The following is a 24948-nucleotide window of genomic DNA, read 5'->3' on the forward strand; positions in this document are numbered from 1 at the left end:
GGCCGACGGATAGGACGAGACGCTGAAATACGCCTGTGCCCCCTCTTCGACGATACCCCGTGGGCGGCTCTGTCCCTCTGCCTGGAGGAGGGCGACCACCCTTCCCGCCATCGCTGGCCTCACGGTGCTGGGTGGATGCACGGGCGAGCAGTCGACTTTCAATACGGCGGGCACGGAAGCCAGCAGCGTTCTGATGCTGTTCTGGGTCATGCTGGCCGGCGCGACGCTGATCTGGCTGATCGTCGTCGGAATCTCGGTCTACGTCACCAAGGTCATGCCCGGCCGGCACAGCGACAAGGCCGGCGTGCGCCTGATCGTCTGGGGCGGCTGCATCTTTCCCGTGGTGACGCTCGGCGCTCTCCTCTATTTCGGCTTGGCGATGATGCCGGGCCTGCGCGGCAAGGCCGACGGTCCGATCATCGCCGTCTCCGGCGAGCGGTTCTGGTGGCGGGTCACTTACGAAGTCGAGGGGACGCCGGGTGTCGCCAAGTCGCTGCCGAAGGGTGGCGTCGAGAGCGCCAACGAGCTCTATCTGCCAATCGGCAAGCGCTCGGAGATTCTGATCGGCAGCCCCGATGTGATCCACTCCTTCTGGGTTCCCTCGATCGCCGGCAAGACCGATGCGATCCCTGGCCGCGTCAACCGGCTGGTGCTCGAGCCGACCCGGCTCGGCGTCTACAACGGTGTCTGCGCGGAGTTCTGCGGCGAGGCGCACGCGCAGATGGGGTTCCGGGTCGTCGTCGTCTCCGAGGCCGACTACGCCGCGCGGGTGGCCGCGGAAGCTCAGCCGGCGGTGGTCCTCGATCATCCCGGTCGGTCGCTGTTCATGCAGAACGGCTGCGACGCCTGCCATGCCGTGCGCGGGACGGAGGCGAAGGGTGCGGTCGGACCCGACCTCACCCATCTCGGCAGCCGCAAGACGCTGGGTGCCGGGCTGCTGCCGGTGACGGCGGAGAACATTTCGCGCTTCGTGCGCGAGACCAACCATACCAAGCCCGGCGTCGAAATGCCGGCCTTCAGCACCCTGTCCGAGGCCGACGCCGCGGCGATCGCCGCCTGGCTCGGAGACCTGACATGAGCGACGCCAAGAAGGCCGCCCTCGCCGCCGTCGGCTCCGGACTGCCGGAGACCGAGGCCGACCTCCTTCGCCGGAAGGCGCAGGAGGAGCGCCTGGAGAAGACCTGGGACTCGCCAAAGGGCTGGCGCTACTGGTCCGACGTCAACAATACCGAGATCGGCATCTGGTACACCGCGACGGCCTTCGCCTTCATGCTGTTCGCCGGCGTGCTCGGGCTGATGATCCGCGTCCAGCTCGCGGTCCCCGACAACGACTTCCTCACGGCCGCCTTCTACAACCAGGTCTACACGCTGCACGGCACGGCAATGATGTTCCTGTTCGCCGTCCCGATCTTCGAGGCGGTGGCGATCATCATCCTGCCGCAGATGCTGGGCGCGCGCGACCTCCCCTTCCCCCGGCTCTCGGCCTTCGGCTACTGGTGCTTCCTGATCGGCGGCATCTTCGTCTGCGGCTCGCTGTTCTTCAACTCGGCGCCGAATTCCGGCTGGTTCATGTACCCCCCGCTGACCACCGAGGAGCGGTTCACGCCGGGCTACGGCGCCGATATCTGGCTGCTCGGCCTCTCCTTCATCGAGATCGCCTCGATCGCGGCCGCCGTCGAGCTGATCGTCGGCACGCTGAAGTGCCGGCCGCCGGGCATGCGGCTGAACCTGATGCCGCTCTACGGCTGGTACGTGCTGGTCGTCGCCACGATGATCCTCTTCGCCTTCCCGCCGCTGATCGCCGGCGACATCCTGTTCGAGCTGGAGCGCCTGTTCGACTGGCCGTTCTTCGATCCGTCGCGCGGCGGCGATCCGATGCTCTGGCAGCACCTGTTCTGGATCTTCGGCCATCCGGAGGTCTACATCGTCTTCCTGCCGGCAATCGCGCTCCTCGCGATGATCGTGCCGACCTTCGCGCAGCGCTCGCTGCTCGGCTATTCCTGGATCGTGCTGGCCGCCGTCGGCACCGGCTTCCTGTCTTTCGGCCTGTGGGTCCACCACATGTTCACGACGGGCCTGCCGGGGATTTCGCTCGGCTTCTTCTCCGCCGCCTCCGAGGCGGTGGCGATCCCGACCGGCGTCCAGATCTTCGTCTTCCTCGCCACGCTGATGACCGGGCGGGTGATCTACTCGATCCCGATGCTCTTCGTCTCCGGCGCGCTCGCGATCTTCGTCCTTGGCGGGCTGACCGGCGTGATGGTGGCGCTCGCCCCGTTCGACTGGCAGGCGCACGACACCTATTTCATCGTCGGGCACCTGCATTACGTGCTCATCGGCGGCATGCTGTTTCCGCTGGTCGCCGGCGCCTACTACTACTTCCCGCTGGCTTTCGGCCGCCAGCTGTCGGCAAAGCTCGGACGCTGGGCGTTCTGGCTGATGTTCGTCGGCTTCAACACCGCCTTCCTGCCGATGCATTGGTCGGGACTGGTGGGAATGCCGCGCAGGGTCTGGACCTATCCGGAAGCGCTCGGGCTCGGCACCGCCAACATGATCTCCTCGATCGGCGCCTTCATCTTCGCCGCCGGCTTCCTGGTCGTCGTGTTCGACGTGCTCCGGCCCCGGGGCAAGGAGCCCTACGCCAAGCGTAATCCCTGGAATGCCGGGACGCTGGAATGGCTGGCGGAGATGCCGGGCAAGCCCTGGGGCGTGCGGACGGTGCCGATCATCACCACGCGCTATCCGATCTGGGAGCAGGAGAACTTCGTCGCCGACTATGATGCCGGCCGCTTCTACATGCCCGACGCCGAGGAGATGAAGCGCGAGACGATGGTGACGGGCGTTCTCGATGCCGAGCCTATCCAGGTGCTGCGCGTGCCCGGCCCGAGCTTCATGCCGATGATCGCCGCCTTCGTCACCGGCGCAATGTTCATTCTAGCCACCTTCCACTACTGGACGGCGACGCTCATCACCCTCGCCCTCAGCATCGCCTCGATCCTCGTCTGGCTCTGGCGCGGCACCTCCTTCATCCCGGAAAAACCGGAGAAGGATGTCGGGCTCGGCCTGACGCTGCCGCTCTATGCTTCCGGTCCGGCTTCGGCCTCCTGGTGGGCGATGTTCATCACCATGACCGGTGACGCCACCGCCTTCTTCAGCCTGGTGTTCGGCTACTTCTTCTTCTTCACCATCCACACTGACTTCCCGCCGACCGGCGTCGAGGGACCGGGGCTCTTGTGGCCCGCCGTCTCCTTGGTGCTGTTCGCGCTCGCCTGGGGCTCGGCGCGGATCGCCCTTCCCCTCAACCGCTCGGGCCGAGTCTCCGAGGCGCGGCTCGCCATGGCGGCAGGCGGCGTGCTGGCGCTCGCGGCGGGCGGCGCGCTGCTCTGGGCGCCCTATACGACGGGCCTCGAGCCGAGCGTCCACGTCTATCCCGCGATCGTCTGGACGCTCTGCATCTGGACGGGGGTGCATGCCGCGGTCGGCGCCTTGATGCTGTTCTACTGCCTCGCCCGCTCGCTGCGCGGGCTGCTGACCCCGGTCTACGACATCGATATTCACAACGTCGCGCTGTACTGGCACTTCATGGGCGTCACCGCTTTGGTTACGCTGGCGACGATCGCGCTCTTCCCGCTGGCTGCGGGAGGCAGCTGATGGACCTCAAGAACCAGACCCGGGACACGCTGTGGACGCTGATCGCCACGCCGACGATCTGGGCGCTGCATTTCCTGTTCTGCTACGTCGTCGCGGCGTCTCAATGTGCGCCGAACAGCCAGGTCTTCGAGACGATCGGGGAGAGCCGCCTCGCCATTGCCGTTGTGACCCTTGTCTCACTCGGCATCATCGCTGTGATCGGTGTTCGCGCCTATCATGAATGGCGGAACAACGCGGGAAGCTTCCCGCACAGCGAGGACACGGCTGAGGACCGCGAGCGCTTCCTGGAGTTCTCCAGCCTGCTCTTGGCCGCCCTGTCCTTCATCGCAGTGATCTTCGTCGCGCTGCCGGCGCTCGTCTTCGTGGATTGCCGGTGACCACGCTCCGCGCACCCGCCCCGGTGAAAGCCAACGCTTCCGACGGCGTGCCCAGCGCCTTTCGCCTCTGGCCGTTGTTCCTGGGCTTTGCGCTGCTGGCGGCGCTCTGGCTCGGGCCCTTGCCGGAGCGCTCGCGCGGCTCGTTCGCGGCGCACATGGTGGTGCACATGGGGATCGTCGCGGTGGCGGCGCCGCTGCTGGTGCTCGGCCTGTCCCGCCTCTGGCCGGCGGCGCTGAAGGGCGTGCCGCCGAAACTGGCGCTCGCCGCCTCTTTTGCCGAATTCGCGCTGGTCTGGGGCTGGCACGCGCCCGCGCTGCACAATGCCGCGCGGGTCTCGGCGCCGCTGTTCCTCGCCGAGCAGGCGTCGTTTCTCGGCGCCGGGCTCTTCGTCTGGATGACGGCGCTCGGTGCGGCCTCGGGACCGCATCGCCTGGCGGCCCGGGCCGCGGGGGTCGCGGCCCTCCTGGTGACATCCATGCACATGACGCTGCTCGGCGCCTTGCTGCTGTTTTCGCCCCGGCCGCTCTACGCCTGTGCCGATCTCTGCGCGCCAGCGGCGTCGATGACGCCGCTGCAGGATCAGGCGCTCGGCGGGGTCATCATGCTGCTGGTGGGCGGCGCGAGCTACCTCGCCGGCGGCCTCGCGCTTTTGTCCACCGTGCTGCGCGGCCCCGCCGGCAGAGAACCGTCCGCAGCCTTTGCCGGCGTTGCATCGCCCAGCCGACCGGGAGCCGGTGCATGAAGATCGCCTTTACCCTCACCTGGAAAAAGCTCGTCGCGCTGGCCGCCGCGGGCGTTTTCGCAGCCCTTATCGTCGGCTGGTCCGGCTTCGTCTCGATCGCCGCCTCGTCGGGCCACTTCGCGCCGGTCAGCTGGTTTCTGCACTGGACGATGCGCAATGCGGTGGTGACGCAAGCTTCAGGGATCGAGGTACCGTCCGACGTCAACCTCGACGACCCCGCTCTCGTCCAGCGCGCCGCCGGGCACTTCGCTACCGACTGCGCTTTCTGCCACGGGGCGCCGGGTGTCGAGCAGTCGCCGGTGACGCAGGCGATGATGCCGCCGCCGCCGCGGCTGGAGCGGCAGGTGGGCCGTTGGCGCGACCGCGAGTTGTTCTGGATCGGCCAGCACGGGATCAAGTATTCCGGCATGCCGGCCTGGGTCACGCAGGAACGCCCGGACGAGGTCTGGGCGATGGTCGCCTTCCTGCGCGCCCTCCCCGCACTGTCGCCCGAACAGTTTGCCGATATGGCCCTCGGCGGTTCGGCATCCCGCCCGATGCCGCGTCCCGGCGACGCCGTGTCGGCACTGGCCGACTGCGCGCGCTGCCATGGCGAAAGCGGCCGTGGCGCAGCCAATGCCGCAGGTGCCGCGGCCGGCGCGGTGCCGATCATCGCCGGACAGCCGGAGGCCTACCTCTTCGCCACCTTGCGTGCCTTCGCCAGCGGCACCCGGCACAGCGGCTACATGCAAGGACCGGCCAAGCGTTACGACGATGCCGTTCTCGCCGAACTCGCCCGGCACTACGCCGCGCAGCCCGCGGGCGGCTCGGACGGGGGGATTGCAGAGGCCGGAGCGGAAACTTCGGCGGCGCTGCCGGCGCCCGCAGAGCCTGGCTCGGCGCTGGCCCGCACGCGGACGGCACTGGCCAAGACCGTGCCGGACTCCGCGGCCTACGGCGCGCCGTACGATCAGGCCGGGCTCGTCGACCTCGGACGGCGCATCGCCATGGAGGGACTGCCCGAGCGCAAGCTGCCCTCCTGTGACAGCTGCCACGGCCGCGGTGCGGAAGCGGTGCGCTATCCCTATCTGGCGGGTCAGCCCGCCTGGTACACCGCGACGCATCTCGAGCTCTGGCGCGACGACAAGCGCGGCGGGACGGCGGATGCGCATCTGATGGACAAGATCGCCATCCACCTCACCGACGAGCAGATTGCTGCGGTTGCCGCCTGGTATGCCTCGCTGCCCGCCGGACGGTAAGCGCAGGTGAGTTAAGGCTTGGCTGCGCTGTCGTTGTCTTGGACGGCGCGGTCGGTAGCAGCCGCAGCGCTCAACGCACCAGACGGCCGCCGCGCAGCCGAAGCGTTCGGTCGACGGTTCCGGAGGGCAGCGCCGAATGGGTGGCGAGGATCACGGTGCGGCCGGCGGTCGCCGGGCCGAGGTCCCTGAAGAAGGCGAGTTCGGTCTCGCGGTCGAGGCCGCTGGTCGGCTCGTCGAGGGCGATGATCGCGGCGGGCGACAGCAGCGTCCGCGCGAGGCAGAGGCGCCGTGCCTGCCCTGCCGACAGCGTCTTGCCGGCTTCACCGAGCAGCGTGTCGAGCCCTTCGGGAAGGCTGCGCACGAACGTGTCCAGCCGCGCACGCTCGAGTGATTCCCACAATGCGCCCTCCCCGGCATCGGCTCGGCCGATCAGGAGGTTGTCGCGGATGCTGCCGATGAACACCGGGGCGTTCTGCTCGAGGAGTGCGACGCGGGCGTGCAGCGCTGCCTGCGCCGTGCGGCGGATGTCGCGGCCGGCGACGAGCACCGATCCCTTTTGCGGATCGGCCAGCCGAAGCAGCAGCGCAAGGAGCGTCGACTTGCCGCTGCCGCTCTCGCCGAGGATCGCCACGCGGCTGCCGGACTCCACGCTGAGGCAAAGCCCATCGAGCACAGGCCTTTCCGGGTCGTGGCCATAGACGACGCCGACGAAGGCGAAGCCGGCGCCCGGCGGGAGCTGCCGCGGCTCGGCCGCGTCCTGTACCGCGGGCACGGCGGTGCCGAGCGCCCGGAGCCTTTCGGCCGCGGCCGCCGCGGTGGCAAGCTGGCCGATGCTGCGCACGATCGATGCCGCCGCCTCGAAGCTGCCGAGCACCGCCAGCAAGAGGCCGACCATCAGCGGACCGCCGATCGCGCCAGTGCTGAGCGCGTCGATGCCGGCGAGGAGGACGCCGAGCAGGGCGATAGCCGCAAGGAGCTGCACCGCGACGGCGGCGGCGGCCGAAGCACTGGCGAGCCGGCGCCGCGCCATCCCCATGCGCCGTGCCGCCGTGCCGAACCCGGCTTCGGTCTCGGCGAGGCGCCCGAAAGCGAGGAGATCGGCGTGGCCCTCGATCCCGTCGAGGACACAGCAGCGTGCCTCGGCCGATGCGGCAACGGCGTCCGCCCCGACCTTTCGGCCGGCGGCGATGAGGAGGACGGGCACCAGCACGGCGGCTGCCGTCATGCTGGCGGCATAAACGATGCCGGCGACGGGGAGAAAGGCGAAGAGCACGCAGGCGAGCCCGGCGCCGAGCACCAGCCCCGTCACCATCGGTCCGACGGCGACGAGGAAGGCGCTGTCGAGCGCGTCGACGTCGGCGGTCAGGCGCGAGACCCGGTCGCCGTGGCGCAGGCCGCGGCCGACCGACAGTCCCTCCGGCAGGAGCCCTGCGAACAGCCAAGCGCGGATGTCGGCCAGCACCCGGAGCGTCGCGTCGTGACCGATCAGCTTCTCGCCGTAGCGGGCCGAAATCCGCAGGAGCGAGAGGCCGCGGATCGCCGAGGACGGGCCGAACAGGTTGAAGGAAGCCGCGGCCGTCGTCAGGGCCGCGCCGGTGAGGAACCAGCCGGAAATGCCGAGGAGTGCCGCGCCGGCGGCAAGGGTCGCGAGCGAGAGCAGAAGGGCTGCGAGAAAGCGCGGGGCATGGCGATGAAACAGCGGGCGGAAGAACCAGAGCGCGCTCATGCCGCGCCCTCCAGCAGGCCGATGGTCTGCGGTATCGGCTCGGGAAACAGGCGGCCATCGGCAAGACGCACGGCGCGGTGCATCCTTCGGGCGACCGCTGCGGAATGGGTGGCGACGATCATGGTGCGGCCGGCCGCGAACGTCGCTAGCCCGTCCAGAACATCCGCCTCGGTTTCTGCATCGAGATGGGCGGTCGGTTCGTCCAGCAGGATCAGCCCAGGCTGCCGGAGGTAGAGGCGGGCGAGCGCGACCCGGTGCGCCTCCCCGCCGGACAGCCCCAGACCACCCTCGCCCACTGGCGTATAAAGGCCGAGCGGCAAATTCTCGGCAAAGCCGAGGACGCCGGCCCGCCGCGCGGCAGCGCGGACCTCCACCATGCCGGCTTCCCTTCCGCCGAGGCGGATGTTGTCGGCGATGGTGCCGTGGAACAGCCGCGGCCGCTGCCCGAGGAAGGCGACGCGTGCCCGGAGCGCCGTCTCGGCGAGGTCGGCCAGCGCCACGCCGTCGATCAGGATCCTGCCTTCGGCCTCGCGCAGGCGGGCGATCGCCTCCAGCAAAGTCGACTTGCCGCTGCCGCTCGGGCCGAGGACGGCAAGGTGCAGGCCGGCGGGGACGGTGAGATCAGCCGATTGCAGCACGATTCGCCCGCTGCCAGGGGTGCGCAAGGTGAGGCCATTGATCTCCAGCGGCGCCGCGCCGCGCCGGCGGGAAGGCGCCTCCGGAACGGCGATTGCCGCAACCGGTCCGGCTGCGGTTCCGATGACGGGCAAAGCGCCGAGATGGGTGGCGATCTCGGCGACGGCGGCCTTAGCGCGGGCCCGGTCGTGATAGTGCGAGGCCAGGAGGCGAAGCGGCTGGTAGACCTCCGGCGCCATCAGAAGGCAGAACAGGCCGGCCTTGAGGCCGAGCGGGGCGATCCTGAGGTCGACGAAGCCGAGATAGCTGAGCCCGACATAGAGCGCGACGCCGGCGACGCCGAGGGCGGCGAAGAACTCGAGCACCGCCGAGGACAGGAAGGCGATCCTGAGGACGCCGAGCGTGCGCTGTCGCAACGCGTCGTTTGCCTCGCGCATCGCGGCTGCTTCGATTGTGGTTCGGCCAAAAAGCTTCAGCGTGACGAGGCCGCGGAGCCGGTCGGCGAAATAGCCCGATAGCCGCGTCAGGGCGCCGGCCTGCGCGTCGGTCGCCGCCTGGGCCCCCCATCCGACGAGGGCCATGAACAGCGGAATGAGCGGTGCGGTAAGGAGGAAGAGCAGGCCGACGAAGGCATCGACCGGCAGGACAACGGCGGCGAAGGCGAGCGGCAGCACAGAGGCTTGCACCATGGCCGGAAGGTAGCGCGCGAAGAAGCCGTCGAGCGCCTCGACCTGATCGATGATCGCCGCCGACAGGGCGCCGGAGGAGCGCGCCGCCGTCCAGTCCGGACGACGCGCGAGGAGCTGGGCAAAGAGGCTTTGGCGCACCGCCAGCTTGATGCGTTCGCTGGCCGCGATACCCGCCCGCTCGGCGGCAAAGGCGAGCAGCGCGCGCAGCCCGAGAAGTCCGCCAATGCCGGCGATCGAAGGCAGCAGCGTCGCCAAGGGGGCGCTGCCCACGATCGCGCGATCGAGTACCGAGGCCAGCAGCATCGCTTGCCCTACCAGCGCGACGCCGCCGGCGAGCGGGGCGGCCATGGCCAGCGTGAGCGCGTAGCCGCCCTGGCGCCGCAAGCCCATCATCCAGGCGGTCTCGGCCTTTGCCGCGGCGCGACGGTCTTCTTCTGTCGGATCATCCATGCCGGGAGGGTTAGCGCGATGCCCGGTGACCGGCCTTGATCCAGATCAAGGCAGAGGGTGCCGGCGCCACGTAGGCAAGCTGGGAACCGGCGCGTGCCGGCAAACAAGGCGGACCTTCCCATGATCGACTTCACGGTCGTTGACCTATCGCGGCTGCAGTTCGCGGCGACGGCGATGTACCATTTCATCTTCCCGCCGCTGACCATCGGCCTCAGCTTCATGATCGCCATCATGGAGAGCGTCTACGTCATGACGGGCCGCGACGTCTGGCGGCGGATGACGATGTTCTGGGGCACCCTGTTCGGCATCAACTTCGCCATGGGCGTCGCCACCGGCATCGTCATGGAATTCCAGTTCGGCATGAACTGGAGCTATTACAGCCATTACGTCGGCGACGTTTTCGGCGCGCCGCTGGCGATCGAGGGGCTGATGGCCTTCTTCCTCGAGGCGACGTTCATCGGCCTGTTCTTCTTCGGCTGGGACCGCCTCAGCCGTGTCGGGCACCTCGTGGTGACCTGGCTGACGGCGCTCGGCGCCAACTTCTCGGCGATGTGGATCCTGATCGCCAACGGCTGGATGCAGAACCCGGTCGGCTCGGTGTTCAACCCGGACACCATGCGCATGGAGGTGACCGACTTCATGGCGGTGATCTTCAACCCGGTGGCGCAGGCGAAATTCGTCCACACCGTCAGCGCCGGCTACGTTACCGGGGCGATCTTCGTCATCTCGATCAGCGCCTTCTTCCTCCTGCGCGATCGCCATTCGGAATTTGCCCGCCGCTCGATGGCGGTGGCCGCAAGCTTTGGCCTTGCTGCCTCGCTGTCGGTCGTCGTCCTCGGCGACGAGAGCGGCTATGTCGCGACCGAGCACCAGAAGATGAAGATCGCCGCCATGGAGGCGATGTGGGAAACCGAGCCCGCCCCGGCCGGCATCAGCCTCTTCGCCATCCCCGGCGACAAGGCGAACGGCTACGAGCTGAAAATTCCCTACGTCCTCGGCCTGATGACCACGCGCTCGCTCTCGACCGAACTGCCGGGCATCCTGCCGCTGGTGGAACATGCCGCCGACCGCATCCGCAACGGCATCAAGGCCTATGCCGCGCTGCAACTGATCCGCGCCGACGGCAATAACACGGCTGCCCGGGCCGAGTTCGCCGATACGTGGCACGACCTCGGCTATGCGCTACTGCTGAAGCGCTATGTCGACGACGTGACGCTCGCAACCGATGAGCAGATCCGCACCGCGGCCTTCGACACGGTGCCGAACGTGCCGGTGCTGTTCTGGAGCTTCCGCATCATGGTGGCGGTCGGCTTCTACCTCATCGCCTTCTTCATCGCCGCCTTCGTCATCGTCTCGCGCCACCGCATCGAGAGCAGCCGCACCTTCCTGAAGATCGCGCTCTACAGTCTGCCGGTGCCGTGGGTCGCCATCGAACTCGGCTGGCTCGTTGCCGAATACGGCCGCCAGCCCTGGGTGGTGGAGGGCGTGCTGCCGACCTTCTACGCCGCCTCGGGCCTGACGATCACCGACCTTGCCATCAGCCTCGGCTTCTTCCTGACGATCTACACGACGCTGGCGATCATCGCGGTCTGGCTGATGGTGCGGGTGGTGAAGGTCGGCCCGGTCGACCGTCCCGGACTGATCGAGGGCCTTGGCGGGCTCGGCGGCAGCGGCGGCATGGCCGGCCTTCCCGCGGGCGCCGCGTCCCATCCCGACCGCTGACCGGCTTCAGGCATCAGGAGTTCCCGATATGACCCATCTTCCCCTCGACTACGACACGCTACGGCTGATCTGGTGGACGCTGCTTGGCGTCCTGCTCATCGGCTTTGCCATGATGGACGGCTACGACCTCGGCGTCGGCGCGCTGCTGCCCTTCGCGGCCCGCACCGAGGCCGAGCGGCGGCAGGCGATCAACCTGATCGGCCCGACCTGGGAGGGCAACCAGGTCTGGCTCATCCTCGGCGGCGGCGCGATCTTCGCCGCCTGGCCGGCGCTTTATGCGGCCTCGTTCTCGGGCTTCTACCTCGCGATGATCGCCATCCTCCTGGCGCTGATCCTGCGCCCCGTCGGCTTCAAGTTCCGCGGCAAGATCCACAATGCTGCCTGGCGCAGCGTCTGGGACTGGGCCCTGTTCATCGGCGGCTTCGTGCCGGCGCTGATCTTCGGCGTCGCAGTCGGCAACCTCCTCGTCGGCGTGCCCTTCGCCATCGATGCGACGATGCGGACATCCTATCAAGGCAGCTTCTTCGGCCTTCTGACGCCGTTCCCGCTGATTGCCGGGCTCCTCAGCGTCGCCATGCTGGTGACGCATGGGGCGGTGATGCTTGCGGCGCGGTGCCCGGGTCCCGTGGCGGTCCGCGCGGCGACCTACGGACGGTATGCGGCGCTGGCGGCGGTGTCGCTGTTCGCCCTCGCCGGCCTCTGGGTAGCTTTCGGCATGGACGGCTTCCGCATCGCCAGCGCGCATGTCGACGGTGGACCGTCCAATCCGCTGACGAAGACCGTGGTGCTCGCCTCCGGCGCCTGGCTCGACAACTTCGCGGCGCATCCCTGGATGATCGTCGCCCCGATGTTCGGCTTGGTCGGCCCCGTCGTCGCCTATGCCGGCTTCGGCAAGGGCGACTGGCGGACCTCGCTGGCGGGATCGTCGCTGGCGATCTTCGGCATCATCGCCACCGCCGGCGTGTCGCTCTTCCCGTTCCTGATGCCTTCGACGGTCGATCCGGTGATGAGCCTGACGGTCTGGGACGCGTCGTCCAGCCATCTCACGCTCTTCATCATGCTGATCGCCACGGTCTTCTTCCTGCCGATCGTCCTCGCCTACACCAGCTGGGTCTACTGGGTCATGCGTGGCCCGGTGACGGCGGACAGCATCGGCAAGAACCCCAACGCCTACTGATCCCGGTCGAGGCAAGACGCGTAAAGGAATGAAAAGATGTGGTATTTCTCCTGGGTCCTCGGCGTTGGTCTCGCTTGCGCCTTCGCGATCATCAACGCCATGTGGTTCGAGATGCGCGAAGATCTGCGACTGTCCGCGCTGCCCGAGACATCGGGGCATCGGGCAGCGGCGCGCCGCTAAGGCACGCGCGACCGGCGCAAAAGAGAAGGCGGCATCGGGGGATGCCGCCTTTTTATTCGTGGACTTCCGACCGTCGGCTATTGCGGGATTTCGACGTGACCACCGAAACCGAAACGCATCGCCGACAGGAGCCGGTCGCCATAGGTCGAATCGACCCGGCTGCGGTATCGCTCGAAGAGGGCTGCGGTCAGAACATTGGCGGGTACAGACTCCTCCATCGCCGCCTCGATCGTCCAGCGCCCCTCGCCGGAATCGGCGACGCTGCCGCTATAGCCTTCCAGCTTGCGGTCGCCGACGAGTGCGGTGGCGGTGAGGTCCAGCAGCCAGGACGAGATCACGCTGCCGCGGCGCCAGACCTCGGCAATATCCGGCAAGTCGAGCTGGAAGCGCTCTTCCTCGGGAAGGTTGGCGGAAGCCTTCGAGTTGAGGATGTCGAAGCCCTCGGCATAGGCCTGCATCAGGCCATATTCGATGCCGTTGTGGACCATCTTGACGAAATGGCCGGCCCCCGCGGGACCGGCATGGATGTAGCCGCGCTCAGCCCGGTCGTCCGCGGGATCCCGGCCGGCGGTCCTGACGACGTCGCCATAGCCTGGCGCAAGGGTGTCGAAGATCGGATCGAGGAACCGCACCGTCTCGGCGTCTCCGCCGATCATCATGCAGTAGCCGCGCTCGAGCCCCCAGACGCCGCCCGAGGTGCCGACGTCGACATACCGGACGCCCTTCGCGGCGCACTCCTTGGCCCGGCGAATGTCGTCCTTGTAGAAGCTGTTGCCGCCGTCGATGATGATGTCGCCGGCTTCCGCCTTCGCCAGGATGTCCTGGACCGTGCTCTCGGTCGGCACGCCGGCCGGCAGCATGACCCAGAAGATCCGTGGGCCTTGCAGCTGACCCGCAGCGTCGGAGAGGCTGGTGGCGCCGATGGCGCCTTCCGAGGCGAGCGCGGCGACCGCGTCCGGGTTGCGGTCGAAGACGACCACGCTGTGATGGCCGCGCATGAGGCGGCGAACGATGTTGCCGCCCATCCGGCCGAGGCCGATCATTGCAAGCTGCATTGAAGTCTCCGGTATCCTGGTGCCAGGGCATTGCCGGGGCCTGCCCGGATCAGGGCGTGACCGCAGTGCCGTCTGCGCAGAACTAGGCTCGGCCGGGATGCTCGCAAGTGCGAAGGCCAGCATGCCGCAGCCGGGGCCGCGCTGACGATACGCGGCGCGCTGCCGGGCACCCGGCGGATCGGTCGCAGCGGCGGCACCTCTCCCGGCGCTTGCGCCAGTCGACAATCCCCGTGCTCCATGCGATGGACGATCATGCAGTTCTGGCGGGCGATAGCGGGTGACAGATCATCGGGGGGTGCGCTGTGCGCGCTCCTGGTGCTGACGTTTGTGTTCCAGGTCCTCCTGTCGACCGCGGCGATGGCCGCGATGGCGGGCCCCGGCGCGATCATCTGTACCGCGGCGCCCGACGGGACGCACCGCTCCACTACCCCCGACCATATTCCGGAATGCGCCTGCGGCCTCCTCTGCCAGGCCGGCATGGCCGTGCCGTCCGCCCTTGCGGCGTCGGATGCCCCCTCGCTGCCGATCCGCTTTGCCGACCGCGTCGAACGGGTTGCTGAGGCGCCGGTCCCGGCACGCGAGCCGCGCACCGACAGCCGACGACAGGCGCGCGCACCGCCCGTGGCCTTTCTCCAAAGCTGATCCACCGCGGGGGCATATCCCCCGCTGCTTTGGTTGACGGCGTCTTCCGCGTGCACCCCGTCCTGCGGGACCGGTGCCGGGAACCGCACGGGACAGAGATCTTTCGCAATGACCAACCTCTCCACCGCGGCGCCGCGTGCCGTGCCGATCCTTGCCGTCGATACCTATCGCGCGATCTGGCGCTGGCACTTCTATGCTGGGCTGATGGCGGTGCCCTTCATGATCCTCCTGGCCGTGACCGGCTCGCTCTATCTCTTCCGCGACGAGATCGACGGGAGCCTCTTCGCCTACCGCAACGTCGTGGCGGCGGAGGGCCTGTCGCTGCCGGAGAGCGAGATCGCCGCCCGCGCGCTCGCGGCCGTGCCCGGCGGGACGCTGACGGCGTTCCGCGATCCCGGCAGCGCGACGGCTTCCGCCCGGGTGACGCTGTCGACCGCGGCGGGGCCGACCTACGCCTTCGTCGACCCCCATAGCGGAGCCGTCCTCGACGTCGTCGTGAAGAAGCAGGAGTTCAACGAGGTCGTGCGCAAGCTGCACAGCCTCGAATATGTCGGGGAGTACGCCAACCGGGTGATCGAGGCGATGGCGGGTTTTGCCATCATCCTCGTCGTCTCCGGCCTCTATCTCTGGTGGCCGCGCCGGCAGAGCGGGGGCGTCGTGACGGTGCGCGGAACGCCGTCGAAGCGGGTGTTCTGGCGCGACACGCATGCGGTCACCGGTGCGTTCGCCGGTCTCTTCATCGCCTTCCTCGCGCTGTCGGGCCTGCCGTGGTCGTCGTTCTGGGGCGGCACGCTGACCCGGATCACGGTGGCCACCGGCACCGGCTATCCCGCCGCGCTTTGGGACAACGTGCCGGTGTCGGGCGAACACGCCGACCATGCGCTCGCCAAGGTCGGCTGGACGATGGAGGCCTCGCCGATGCCGATGTCCGGCATGGAGAAGTCCGGCGTGGACATGGCCGGCATGGACATGGCGTTGGCGCCGATCGGCCTCGACCGGGCGATGCAGGCAGCGCGGGGACTCGGCATCTCGCCGGGCTTCGAGATGACGGTGCCGGCCGACGCGTCTGGCGTCTACACCGCCGCGATCTTCCCGGACGATCTCGGCAAGGTGCGGACCATCCACCTCGACCAGTACAGCGGCGTCCCGCTCGTCGACATCGGCTACAAGGATTACGGCGCGGTGGCCAAGCTGACCGAGCTCGGGATCAACATCCACATGGGGCAGGAGTTCGGCCTCGCCAACCAGTTGCTGATGCTGGCGACGTGCCTGTCGATCATCCTGATGTCGGTGGCGGCGGTCGTGATGTGGCTGAAGCGGCGGCCATCCGGGCGCATGGGTGTTCCGCCCTATCCGACCAGCCGAAAGGTCTACGGCGCGCTGTGGGCGATGGCGGTGGCATTCGGCGTGCTGTTTCCGCTGAGCGGCCTGCTGATCCTCGCCATGTTGGCCTTCGACCTCGTCGTCGTCCGCAATGTCCCAGCCTTGCGGCGCGTGATGTCCTGAACCCTCGTCGGCGCGGGAAATCGCTCGCGCCGCCGAGTTCCGCCAGCGGTCGATGCTTGGCGGCGACAGGCGGTTCGGTTTCAGCTGCCCGAAAAGGCCGGGTCCGGCTGGCCGTCGCGCGGGGCGAGGATCGTCTCGATCGCCGGCAGCGGGACACCCGGCGCCTTCGACGGCCAGAGCGGCGTACGGTCCTTGTCGATCACCGCAGCGCGAACGCCTTCATGGAAGTCAGGCGCGCCGAGGCAGAAGCAAGCGGCGCGGTATTCGCGGACGAGGCACTCCTCCAGCGTCGACGACGCCGCACCGAGGCTGAGTAGCGCCGCCGTCAGGGCAAGCGAGAACGGCGAGGCGGCGGCGATGGTGGCGGTAGTCGCCTCGGCGAAAGCTGTGTCGGGATCGCCGGATGGGACGGCGGAGAGCGCCGTGTGGATTGTCCCGACATCAGGTTCCGCGAAGACCTGCCGGATGAGATCGCCGTGGCGGGCGAAGAGGTCGGGCTCGGACGTCGAGGCCATGCCGGCGATCAACGCCGACACGTCCGCATGGGTGAGGCCCGCAGCTGGCATCTCGGTCAGCGCCTGGCGAAGCGCAGAGAGCGCTGCCGACGGCACGAAATGGTCCGCCAGACCCGCCGCCAGCATGTCGCCGGGCCCGATCGACCGGCCGGTCAGCGCGAGATAATGTCCGATGGAATTCGGCAGCCGCGGCAGCAAGAAGCTTGCGCCAACGTCGGGCAGAAAGCCGATGCCGACCTCCGGCATCGCGAAGCGGACCTTCTCGGTGACGACGCGGTGCTTCAGGTGCATCGCAAGGCCGGCGCCGCCGCCCATGACGATGCCGTCCATCAGCGCGACGACCGGTTTGTCCGCAGCGGCCAGACGGGAGATGAGCTCGTACTCCTCCCGCCAGAAGGCTTCCGCGACGCCATCGCCGGCCTTGCCGCTCTCGGCGCACGCGCGGATGTCGCCGCCGGCGCAGAAGGCGCGACCCTCCACCGCCTCGAGGATGACAAGCCCGACCGCGGGATCGGCGAGGAAGGCGTCGAGCGCCTGTCGCATCAGCCGGACCATCGGCAGCGTCAGCGCGTTCATCGCCTTCGGCCGGTTGAGGCGGATAATGCCGGCGGCGCCGACGCGCTCGGTGAGGACAAGCGGTTGATCGAGGGACATGCGGGGCTTCCGGTCAGGCTGCGAGGATCATCGCGGCCGCCTTTTCGGCGATCATGATGGTCGGCGAGTTGGTGTTGCCGGAGACGATGGTCGGCATCACCGAGGCGTCGGCGACCCTGAGGCCCCTTATGCCACGCACGCGCAGCTCGGGATCGACAACGCTCGCGGGATCGGCGCCCATGCGGCAGGTGCCGACGGGGTGGAAGATCGTCGTTCCGATGAGGCCGGCCGCTTCCGCCAGCTCGGCCTCGGTCTCGTAGCGCGGGCCCGGTTTGAACTCCTCCGGCCGGTAGGGCCGCAAGGCCGGCTGACCGACGATCTGCCGGGTGATGCGGATGGAGTCGGCGGCGACGCGGCGGTCGGTTTCGCTGGACAGGTAGTTCGGCCGAATCGAGGGCTGTCGCCGGTGGTCGGCGCTCTCGATGTGGACGGTGCCGCGGCTCTCCGGGCGCAGATTGCAGACGCTCGCGGTGAAGGCCGGAAAGGCGTGCACCGGCTCGCCGAACTTTTCGAGGCTGAGCGGCTGCACGTGGTATTGGAGGTTCGCGGTCTCGAAGGAGCTGTCGGAGCGGGTGAAGAGGCCGAGCTGGCTTGGCGCCATCGACATCGGGCCGGAGCGGCGGGCGAGATATTCGAGCCCGATCATCGCCTTGCCGAGGAGCTTCGTCGCCTTCTCGTTCAAGGTCGGGATGCCCGTGACCTTGTAGGCGCAGCGCAGCTGCAGATGGTCCTGCAGGTTCTCGCCGACGGCAGGGCGGGCGAGGAGCGTGTCGACGCCCGCTTCCGCCAGCACCGCGGGGTTGCCGATACCGGAGAGCTCCAGCAGCTGCGGCGAGCCGATGGCGCCGGCCGACAGCACCACCTCGCGGCGGCACCGCACGGTGTGGACGGTGCCGTTCTGGTCGAAGGTGACGGCCTCGACGCGGCGCTCCTCCCCCTCCCCGCTAATCACCAAATGGCGCACATGCGCGGAGGTCGCGACGGTGAGATTGGGGCGGCCCTTGGCCGGGCGCAGGAAGGCCTTCACGGTGTTCCAGCGAAAGCCGTTCCGCTGGTTGACCTTGAAGTAGGAGGAGCCCTCGTTGTCGCCACGGTTGAAATCCTCGACCGGGGGAATGCCGTATTCCTCGGCGGCGCTGCGAAAAGCCTCCAGCACGTCCCAGCGCAGCCGCTGCGCCTCGACGCGCCACTCGCCGCCGGCGCCGTGCATCTCGTCGGCCCCGGCAAAATAGTCCTCCGACCGTTTGAAGAAGGGCAGCACGTCGTCCCAGGCCCAGCCGGTGCAGCCGGATTGCCGCCAGAGGTCGTAGTCGCGGGCTTGGCCGCGCATGTAGATCATGCCGTTGATCGACGAACAGCCGCCGAGCACCTTGCCGCGGGGATAGCCGAGCGCCCTGCCCCCGAGCCCTTTTTCCGGTGCGGTGGTGAAGCACCAGTCGGTGCGGGGATTGCCGATGCAGAAGAGGTAGCCGACCGGGATGTGGATCCAGGGATGGTTGTCGCGGCCGCCGGCCTCCAGCAGCAGGACGGTGTGGCGCCCCTCGGCCGAGAGACGGTTGGCGAGCGTGCAGCCCGCGCTGCCGCCCCCGACGACGATGTAGTCGTATTCGCCTTGCATGCATCCTCCCGGCGCCGCGTTGGCCGCGTGTCGCGGGGACCGTTGTAGCCGCCTGACCGCGCGGGCGCAAAGCATCCGAAAGTCGCGGGCCGGAGGTTTCTCCTCTCGGTGGCGGCCGGTTTCAGCCGTCAGGCGACAGGGAAATCCAGCACCAGGCCGTCATGTCCCGGCCGGACATGGGCCGGGAGTTCGGCGCAGAGCGTCCGGTAGTCGAGCGGCGTGTGCATGTGGGTCAAGGTCGCCCGCGGCACGCCGAAGCGTTCGATCCAGGCAAGCGACTGCGCGAGCGTCAGGTGGCTGGGATGGTGACGGTGCTGCAGCGCGCCGATGACGAGGTGCTCGGCGCCGGTGATCGCCGCGATGGCGTCGTCCGGAAAGTCGCTGACGTCGCTGCAATAGGCGACCGGGCCGATGCGGAAGCCGAGCGAATGGATCCGGCCGTGGACCTGGCGGAAAGGGCGAAGCACCACGGCGCCGCCCGGCCCGTCGATCGCGAACGCTTCTCCGGCGACGATCCGGCGGTGCTCGGCGATCGGCTCGTAGGAACTGCCAGGTGGCGTCTCGTAGCAATAGCCGAAAGCCTCGAGCAGCCGCGCATGCGTCTCGTCATCGGAGAAGACAGCGATGCGCCGACGCTCGGTGTCGAGGGCGTAGCCGCGCAGATCATCGAGCCCGTGGATATGGTCGGCATGGGGGTGGGTGATGACCGCGGCGTCGATGCGCGAAACCTCGGCCGACAGCATCTGCTCGCGAAAATCCGGACCGCAGTCGATCACCACCGTAGTGGTGCCACCGCTTGTGATGCGCTGGACCATCGCGGCGCAGCGGCGGCGGCGGTTGCGCGGCTCCTGCGGGTCGCAGGCGCCCCAATCGCCGTTGATCCGCGGCGTGCCGGGCGAAGAGCCGCAGCCGAGCACGGTCAGGCGCAGCGTCGCGCTCACGCAGCCGCGCTCCGCGGGTCCGGCACCTTGGCGAACAGCTTGAAGAAGTTGTCGGAGGTGACCTCCGCGATTCCCGCGAGATCGACGCCCTTCACCTCGGCCAGCACTTCGGCGGTGTGGCGAACATAGGCCGGCTGGTTGCGCTTGCCGCGAAACGGCGGCGGCGCGAGATAGGGCGCGTCGGTCTCAACCAGCAGCCGCTCCATCGGGATATCGGCGGCGATGGCGCGGATCTCGGTCGATTTCGGGAAGGCGAGGATGCCGGAGAACGAGATGTGACCGCCGAGCGTCAGCGCCGTCTCGGCGAGCGCCCTTCCGGCCGAGAAGCAGTGCAGGATGAACGGAAACGCGCCGTTGGCGCTCTCGTCCTTCAAGATGGCGGCCATGTCGTCGTCGGACTGGCGGGAATGAATCACCAGCGGCAGCCCGGTCTCGCGCGCCGCCGCGATGTGCCGGCGGAACACTGCGGCCTGCAGATCGTGCGGGGCGCTGTCGTGGAAGTAGTCGAGCCCCGCCTCGCCGATCGCGACGATCTTCGGATGACGGCTGAGGCGCACCAGTTCCTCGGTAGATACGTCCGGCTCCTCGCCGGCATTGACCGGGTGAGTGCCGACCGAGGCGTAGACGTTGGCATAGGCGTCGGTCAGCGCCGTCAGCCGGTCGAGGCGGCTGACATAGGTCGAGATCGTCACCATCAGCCCGACGCCGTTCTCGGCGGCATTCGCGACCAGCTGGCTGCGCTCCGCCTCGAAGTCCGGGAAGTCGAGATGGCAGTGGCTGTCGACGAGAAAGAGCTCCTGCATCAGGCCTCCGGCTCGACATAGCGCGGGAAGATCGCCGCCGGGGCCGGCATGTCGCGGCCGGAGACGAGGGCGGCGTCCGGCACCAGTTCGTTGAAGGTTCGCTCATCCGCCCCGACGCCCAGGATGTCGAGGAGCTTTTCCATCGAGCCCGGCATCACCGGCTGCAGCAGGATCGCGACGCGGCGAAGCGTCTCGGCGGTGACGAACAGCACCGTCGCCATCCGCGCGGGATCGCTCTTGCGCAGCGCCCAGGGCTCCTGTCCGGCGAAGTAGCGGTTGGCCTCGGACACGACGGCGACGATCGGCGCCAGCATCGCGTGCATTTCCTGCCGGTCGATGGCTTCCCGTGCCTTTTCGAGCAGCGAGGCGCTTGCCGTCAGCATGGCCTCGTCCTCGGCGGTGAAGGCGCCGGGCACCGGCACCTTGGCCTCGCAGTGCTTGTTGATCATCGACAGCGAACGCTGCGCGAGATTGCCGAGATCGTTGGCAAGTTCCGAGTTCGTGCGGTTGACGATCGCCTCGTGCGAATAGTTGCCGTCCTGGCCGAAAGGCACCTCGCGAAGGAAGAAGTAGCGGAACGGGTCGAGCCCGTAGGCCTCGATCAGCGCCAGCGGGTCGACGACGTTGCCGACCGACTTCGACATCTTCTCCCCGCGGTTGAAGACGAAGCCGTGCGCGAAGACGCGCTTCGGCAGCGGCAGCCCCGCGGACATCAGGAAGGCCGGCCAGTAGACGGCATGGAAGCGCACGATATCCTTGCCGATGATGTGGAGATCGGCCGGCCAGAAGGCGCTGCGCTCGCCCTCTTCGGGGTAGCCGGTGGCGGTGAGGTAGTTGGTCAGGGCGTCGACCCAGACGTACATCACGTGCTTCTCGTCGCCCGGCACCGGAATGCCCCAGTCGAAGGTGGTGCGCGAGACCGAAAGATCGCGCAGGCCCGACTTGACGAAGGACATCACCTCGTTGCGGCGCTCGGACGGGCCGATGAAGGCGGAGTTCTCTTCGTAGTGCTTCAGCAGCCGGTCCTGGAAAGCGGAAAGGCGGAAGAAGTAGCTCTCCTCTTCCACCCAGGTGACCGGCGTGCCTTGCGGGCTGAAGCGGCCGCCGTCCTCGCGCACGGTGGTTTCGTCCTCGGCGTAATAGGCTTCGTCGCGGACGGAGTACCAGCCGGCGTAGCTGTCCTTGTAGATGTCGCCGGCGTCCTGCATGCGCTTCCAGATCGCCTGGCTGGCGGCGTGGTGGCGCGGCTCGGTGGTGCGGATGAAGTCATCGTTCGAGGCGCCGACGGCCTGCCCCATGCGCTGGAATTCCGCGGCGTTACGGTCGGCCAGCGCCTTGACCTCGATGCCCTCGTTGCGCGCCGTCTGCAGCATCTTCATGCCGTGCTCGTCGGTGCCGGTAAGGAACATCACGTCATAGCCGTCGAGCCGCTTGAAGCGCGCGACGACGTCGGTCGCCACCAGCTCATAGGCATGGCCGATGTGCGGCTTGCCATTGGGATAGGAGATGGCGGTGGTGAGATAATAGCGTTCGGCCATCGTGTCTTCTTGCGGTCGGCTGCGGGATGATTGCCAGCGTCATAGGCCATCGCGCCGCCCGCCTCAATCGGCAAAGCGGCCGGCGCCCGTCAGCCCGGACGCCCGGCCCGCAGCGCGAAGAGCTTGTCGAAGAACGTCAAGAGCAGCTGCTTGCGGTCGAGATTGTAGGCAAGGCCCTCGCGCAGCCGGTCGTGCTCGCTGGCCCAGAGCGCCGCCTGCCGGCTGGCCAATGCGACCTCGCCTTTCGCCAGCCGGCCCTCGGCCTCCTCGGCGAGGTGCTTGAAGGCGGCCGCCATCGTCAGCTCGAAGGCAGTCTCGCGGCCCTTCTGGGTCAGTGCGTCGGCGAGCGCATGGATGTCCGACCAGACCGGCGCGGGCGCGCCGAGAACGCGGCGAAGGTGCACCTCGAGCTCCAGCCCGCCGCTCGCGATCAGCGAGACGGCGGTGCGGACGCTGCCGTCGGAAAGGCCGATCGCCGCGGTCAGTTCGTCGTCGCCGAGCCCGAGCGGCATGGTCGAGAGCGTCGCCGCCATATCGTCCTCGCCCAGCGGATCGAAGCGCAGCACCCGGCAGCGCGAGCGGATGGTCGGCAGCAGGCGTCCCGGCAGATGGTTGGTGATGAGGAAGATCGAGCGCTCGGGTGGTTCCTCAAGGATCTTCAGCAAGGCGTTGGCCGCGTTGCGGTTCATGTCGTCGGCGGGGTCGATGATCGCGATCCGCCACTGCCGCTCGGAGGTGGTGGTGCGGAAGAACCGGTTGAGCTTGCGGATTTCCTCGACGGTGATCTGCGTCTTGAAGCCGGTGCCCTTGTCATTGGCGGGCCGGGTGATGTGGACAAGGTTCGGGTGGCTGCCGCCGGCGATCTGGCGGACGACCGGATTGTCGGGATCGCTCGCCGGCCCCTCGTCATCGGCATCGTCAGTGACAGTCAAAAGCCGCCGGGCGAAGGCGAAGGCAGCCGTCGCCTTGCCGATGCCACGCGGACCCTGCAGCAGCCAGGCATGGTGCAGACGGCCGCTGCGGTGCGCCTCGACCAGTTGCCGCCAGGCCGCGACATGACCGTGCAGGTCGTAGCTCGCCACCGGTGCCGCGATGCCGGGAATGCTGTCGTGTTCTTCCGTCGCCTCGACGTCGCTCATGCCGATGCCTCGCCGCTCTTCGCTGCGGCCGGCGCCTTCTCCGCGCCCGCGCGGCCGACGCGGGCGAGCCGGTGACGTTCGATGCCATCCTGCACGAGGAACGCAATCTCTCGGGCGATCAGTTCTGGCTCGCGGGACGCGTCCACCACGATGCACCGGTCCGGCTCAGCGGCGGCGATCGCAAGGAAAGCTGCGCGCCGCGCCTCGTGAAGCGCGACGCCTTCGCGCTCGAAGCGGTCGGCCGTGTCGGGCCCCCGGCGCGCGGTGGCTCGGCTGAGGCCCTCGGCGGCGGGAATGTCGAGGATGATCGTGAGATCGGGATAGACGCTCCCCAGCGCGGCCTTTTCCAGCGCCGTCAGCAGCGCCGGGTCGACGCCGGCAAGGCCCTGATAGACCCGCGTCGAATCGTGGAACCGGTCGCAGAGCACGGTCTTGCCGGCGTCGAGCGCCGGCCGGATGACCGCGGCGATGTGGTCGATGCGCGCGGCGGCGAATAGCATGGTCTCGACTTCCGGGCCGAACGCCTCGGCAGCGCCGGAGAGGATCACGTGGCGAACAGCGTCGGCCCCGGGCGAGCCGCCGGGCTCGCGGGTCAGCACGACGTCCGTGTCGCGCTGGCGCAAGCTCTCTGCCAGGAGGCCGATCTGCGTGGTCTTGCCGCTGCCCTCCCCGCCTTCGAACGTCACGAAATAGCCCGTCACTCGGGCTTCCGGCGGTGTAGCGTCAAAGCGACTTGATCCATCCGAAGGCAAGCTCCTGCGCCGCATCGAGGGCGCGCATGGCGAAGGTGCCCCGAGCGACGCTCTGGCCGGCGTAGAGGTCGTGCGCGACGCTCAGCTGGCCGTCGATGTTGACCTCAAGCCGGCCGATCCGCGCGCCGGCATCGATCGGCGCCTGCAGCGGGCCGTCATAGCGGATCATCGCGGTGACCGTCTCGGGGCGGTCGCTCGGGACGTAGGCGATCACCGGCTCCCGGGTCAACAGCGTGACGCCCGGTTGGTCGCCGCCATAGACGGTCGCAGTGCCGACGTTGCTGCCCTCGGCGAACAGCTGCTCGCGCCGGAAGGCGGTGTTCGTCCAGGTGAGCAGACGCTTTGCCTCCTCGGTGCGCTCGGGAATGCTAGAAAGGCCGCCCAGCGCCATGAAGGTGGTGCGTCCATCGAGCTGGGTGACGCCGACCAAGGAATAGCCGGAAGCCTCGGTGTAGCCCGTTCCCATGCCGGTGGCGCCGATGTTCATGCCGAGCAGCGGGTTGCGGTTGCGCTGCTTGATCTTGTTCCACTCGAAGTCCGGCTGCGCGTAGAGGCCGTAGAAGCTGCCATGCGCCTCCTGGATATGGCGGGCCAGAACGGTGAGGTCGCGCACGGTGACGGATTGACCGTCCGCCGGCAGTCCGGTCGGATTGACGAAGGTCGAGTTCTTCAGACCGAGCTTGCGGGCGGTCTCGTTCATCAGGCCGGCAAAATTCGCCTCGGAGCCGGCAAAGCCCTCGGCGATGACGATCGCCGCATCGTTGGCAGCCTGGATGATGGTGCCGCGGATCAGGTCCTGCAGCGGGACGACGGAGTTCAGCTTGGCGAACATGGTGGAACTGCCGGAGGGCGCGCCGCCGGTGCGCCAGGCATGCTCGCTGACCTTGAACTCCTGCGTCAGCGCGAAGCGGTTTTCCTCGATCGCGGTGAACACCACTTCCATGGTCATCAGCTTGGCGAGGGAGGCCGGTGGAAACGGCTTGTCCGCATCCTTCTCGAACAGCACCGCGCCGGTCTCACCGTCGATGATGATGGCGTTCCGCGCCTTCGTCGTCATCGCCTCGGCGGCAAGGGCACCGGACAGCGGCAGGGTGGCGCAGAGAAGGGTCGCGACGGCAAGGAACTGGCGGGCGGCGAGGGTCACGCGCATGGGCTCTCGGGGCTCAGAGGGTGCATCGATCGGCGGATCGCACCGGTCT

The 24948-nt window shown here is 68.4% G+C and carries 21 protein-coding genes; 10 read left to right on the forward strand and 11 right to left on the reverse strand.

Annotated features, from left to right (window positions below; genetic code table 11):
* Positions 1 to 193: 193 nt before the first annotated feature.
* From ACZLZY_RS09785 to ACZLZY_RS09805, 5 genes are read left to right on the forward strand one after another with little or no spacing between them, the layout of a single operon-like run.
* Positions 194 to 1078, forward strand: a complete 885-nt coding sequence (locus ACZLZY_RS09785; protein ID WP_472933356.1) for a cytochrome c oxidase subunit II — start codon at positions 194 to 196, stop codon at positions 1076 to 1078.
* Positions 1075 to 3648 carry a cytochrome c oxidase subunit I gene (ctaD, locus tag ACZLZY_RS09790; protein ID WP_472933357.1) on the forward strand — a complete coding sequence of 858 codons (2574 nt, stop codon included), beginning with the start codon at positions 1075 to 1077 and terminating at the stop codon, positions 3646 to 3648. Before ACZLZY_RS09785 ends, ctaD begins: the two co-directional genes overlap by 4 nt.
* The gene (locus ACZLZY_RS09795; RefSeq protein WP_472933358.1) at positions 3648 to 4025 is read left to right on the forward strand and encodes a hypothetical protein; all 378 of its coding nucleotides are present in this window, start codon (positions 3648 to 3650) and stop codon (positions 4023 to 4025) included. Before ctaD ends, ACZLZY_RS09795 begins: the two co-directional genes overlap by 1 nt.
* Positions 4022 to 4768, forward strand: coding sequence for a cytochrome c oxidase assembly protein (locus ACZLZY_RS09800; protein ID WP_472933359.1), 747 nt, complete (start codon positions 4022 to 4024; stop codon positions 4766 to 4768). The genes ACZLZY_RS09795 and ACZLZY_RS09800 overlap by 4 nt, the downstream gene beginning before the upstream one ends.
* A complete protein-coding gene (locus ACZLZY_RS09805; protein ID WP_472933360.1) occupies positions 4765 to 6006 on the forward strand; it encodes a c-type cytochrome in 1242 nt (413 codons plus the stop codon). Before ACZLZY_RS09800 ends, ACZLZY_RS09805 begins: the two co-directional genes overlap by 4 nt.
* Positions 6007 to 6076: 70 nt before the next feature.
* On the opposite strand, the gene cydC is transcribed toward ACZLZY_RS09805, so the two are convergent.
* Together cydC and cydD are read right to left on the reverse strand one after the other, a co-directional pair.
* Entirely contained in the window at positions 6077 to 7732 is a 1656-nt protein-coding gene (cydC, locus tag ACZLZY_RS09810; RefSeq protein WP_472933361.1) for a thiol reductant ABC exporter subunit CydC, read from the reverse strand.
* On the reverse strand, positions 7729 to 9507 hold the full coding sequence (gene cydD, locus ACZLZY_RS09815; RefSeq protein WP_472933362.1) for a thiol reductant ABC exporter subunit CydD: 1779 nt from the start codon (positions 9505 to 9507) through the stop codon (positions 7729 to 7731). Before cydD ends, cydC begins: the two co-directional genes overlap by 4 nt.
* 120 nt (positions 9508 to 9627) lie before the next feature.
* On the opposite strand from cydD, the gene ACZLZY_RS09820 reads away from it, so the two are divergent.
* Genes ACZLZY_RS09820 through cydX form a run of 3 tightly spaced genes read left to right on the forward strand, consistent with a single transcriptional unit; the run spans position 9628 to position 12586 of the window.
* Positions 9628 to 11229 (forward strand): cytochrome ubiquinol oxidase subunit I, encoded by a 1602-nt coding sequence (locus ACZLZY_RS09820; protein WP_472933363.1) that lies wholly within the window; start codon positions 9628 to 9630, stop codon positions 11227 to 11229.
* Between the two features lie 28 nt (positions 11230 to 11257).
* The gene (cydB, locus tag ACZLZY_RS09825; protein WP_472933364.1) at positions 11258 to 12406 is read left to right on the forward strand and encodes a cytochrome d ubiquinol oxidase subunit II; all 1149 of its coding nucleotides are present in this window, start codon (positions 11258 to 11260) and stop codon (positions 12404 to 12406) included.
* A gap of 36 nt (positions 12407 to 12442) precedes the next feature.
* On the forward strand, positions 12443 to 12586 hold the full coding sequence (gene cydX, locus ACZLZY_RS09830; RefSeq protein WP_472933366.1) for a cytochrome bd-I oxidase subunit CydX: 144 nt from the start codon (positions 12443 to 12445) through the stop codon (positions 12584 to 12586).
* A 77-nt stretch (positions 12587 to 12663) separates the two neighbouring features.
* Here the strand turns inward: cydX and gnd are convergent, their stop codons facing one another.
* Positions 12664 to 13641, reverse strand: coding sequence for a phosphogluconate dehydrogenase (NAD(+)-dependent, decarboxylating) (gnd, locus tag ACZLZY_RS09835; protein WP_472933367.1), 978 nt, complete (start codon positions 13639 to 13641; stop codon positions 12664 to 12666).
* A gap of 315 nt (positions 13642 to 13956) precedes the next feature.
* Between gnd and ACZLZY_RS09840 the strand changes: the two genes are divergently transcribed.
* Both ACZLZY_RS09840 and ACZLZY_RS09845 read left to right on the forward strand, forming a co-directional pair.
* Positions 13957 to 14283 (forward strand): hypothetical protein, encoded by a 327-nt coding sequence (locus ACZLZY_RS09840; RefSeq protein ID WP_496253576.1) that lies wholly within the window; start codon positions 13957 to 13959, stop codon positions 14281 to 14283.
* A 108-nt stretch (positions 14284 to 14391) separates the two neighbouring features.
* The gene (locus ACZLZY_RS09845; RefSeq protein ID WP_472933369.1) at positions 14392 to 15789 is read left to right on the forward strand and encodes a PepSY-associated TM helix domain-containing protein; all 1398 of its coding nucleotides are present in this window, start codon (positions 14392 to 14394) and stop codon (positions 15787 to 15789) included.
* Between the two features lie 80 nt (positions 15790 to 15869).
* Here the strand turns inward: ACZLZY_RS09845 and ACZLZY_RS09850 are convergent, their stop codons facing one another.
* The 8 genes from ACZLZY_RS09850 to ACZLZY_RS09885 form a co-directional block, all read right to left on the reverse strand.
* Positions 15870 to 16958: an enoyl-CoA hydratase/isomerase family protein gene (locus tag ACZLZY_RS09850; protein ID WP_472933370.1), complete on the reverse strand. Its 1089-nt coding sequence runs from the start codon at positions 16956 to 16958 to the stop codon at positions 15870 to 15872.
* 13 nt (positions 16959 to 16971) lie between these two features.
* Positions 16972 to 18576, reverse strand: coding sequence for a GMC family oxidoreductase (locus ACZLZY_RS09855; RefSeq protein WP_472933371.1), 1605 nt, complete (start codon positions 18574 to 18576; stop codon positions 16972 to 16974).
* Between the two features lie 128 nt (positions 18577 to 18704).
* The gene (locus tag ACZLZY_RS09860; protein WP_472933372.1) at positions 18705 to 19517 is read right to left on the reverse strand and encodes an MBL fold metallo-hydrolase; all 813 of its coding nucleotides are present in this window, start codon (positions 19515 to 19517) and stop codon (positions 18705 to 18707) included.
* Positions 19514 to 20320, reverse strand: coding sequence for a TatD family hydrolase (locus ACZLZY_RS09865; protein WP_472933373.1), 807 nt, complete (start codon positions 20318 to 20320; stop codon positions 19514 to 19516). Before ACZLZY_RS09865 ends, ACZLZY_RS09860 begins: the two co-directional genes overlap by 4 nt.
* A complete protein-coding gene (gene metG, locus ACZLZY_RS09870; RefSeq protein ID WP_472933374.1) occupies positions 20320 to 21858 on the reverse strand; it encodes a methionine--tRNA ligase in 1539 nt (512 codons plus the stop codon). The genes ACZLZY_RS09865 and metG overlap by 1 nt, the downstream gene beginning before the upstream one ends.
* A gap of 89 nt (positions 21859 to 21947) precedes the next feature.
* Positions 21948 to 22997, reverse strand: coding sequence for a DNA polymerase III subunit delta' (locus ACZLZY_RS09875; RefSeq protein ID WP_472933375.1), 1050 nt, complete (start codon positions 22995 to 22997; stop codon positions 21948 to 21950).
* On the reverse strand, positions 22994 to 23698 hold the full coding sequence (tmk, locus tag ACZLZY_RS09880) for a dTMP kinase (RefSeq protein WP_472933376.1): 705 nt from the start codon (positions 23696 to 23698) through the stop codon (positions 22994 to 22996). The genes ACZLZY_RS09875 and tmk overlap by 4 nt, the downstream gene beginning before the upstream one ends.
* A 22-nt stretch (positions 23699 to 23720) precedes the next feature.
* Positions 23721 to 24899 carry a D-alanyl-D-alanine carboxypeptidase family protein gene (locus ACZLZY_RS09885; RefSeq protein ID WP_472933377.1) on the reverse strand — a complete coding sequence of 393 codons (1179 nt, stop codon included), beginning with the start codon at positions 24897 to 24899 and terminating at the stop codon, positions 23721 to 23723.
* Between the last annotated feature and the right edge of the window lie 49 nt (positions 24900 to 24948).

It is taken from the genome of Mesocryomonas lacus (genome assembly GCF_055730135.2).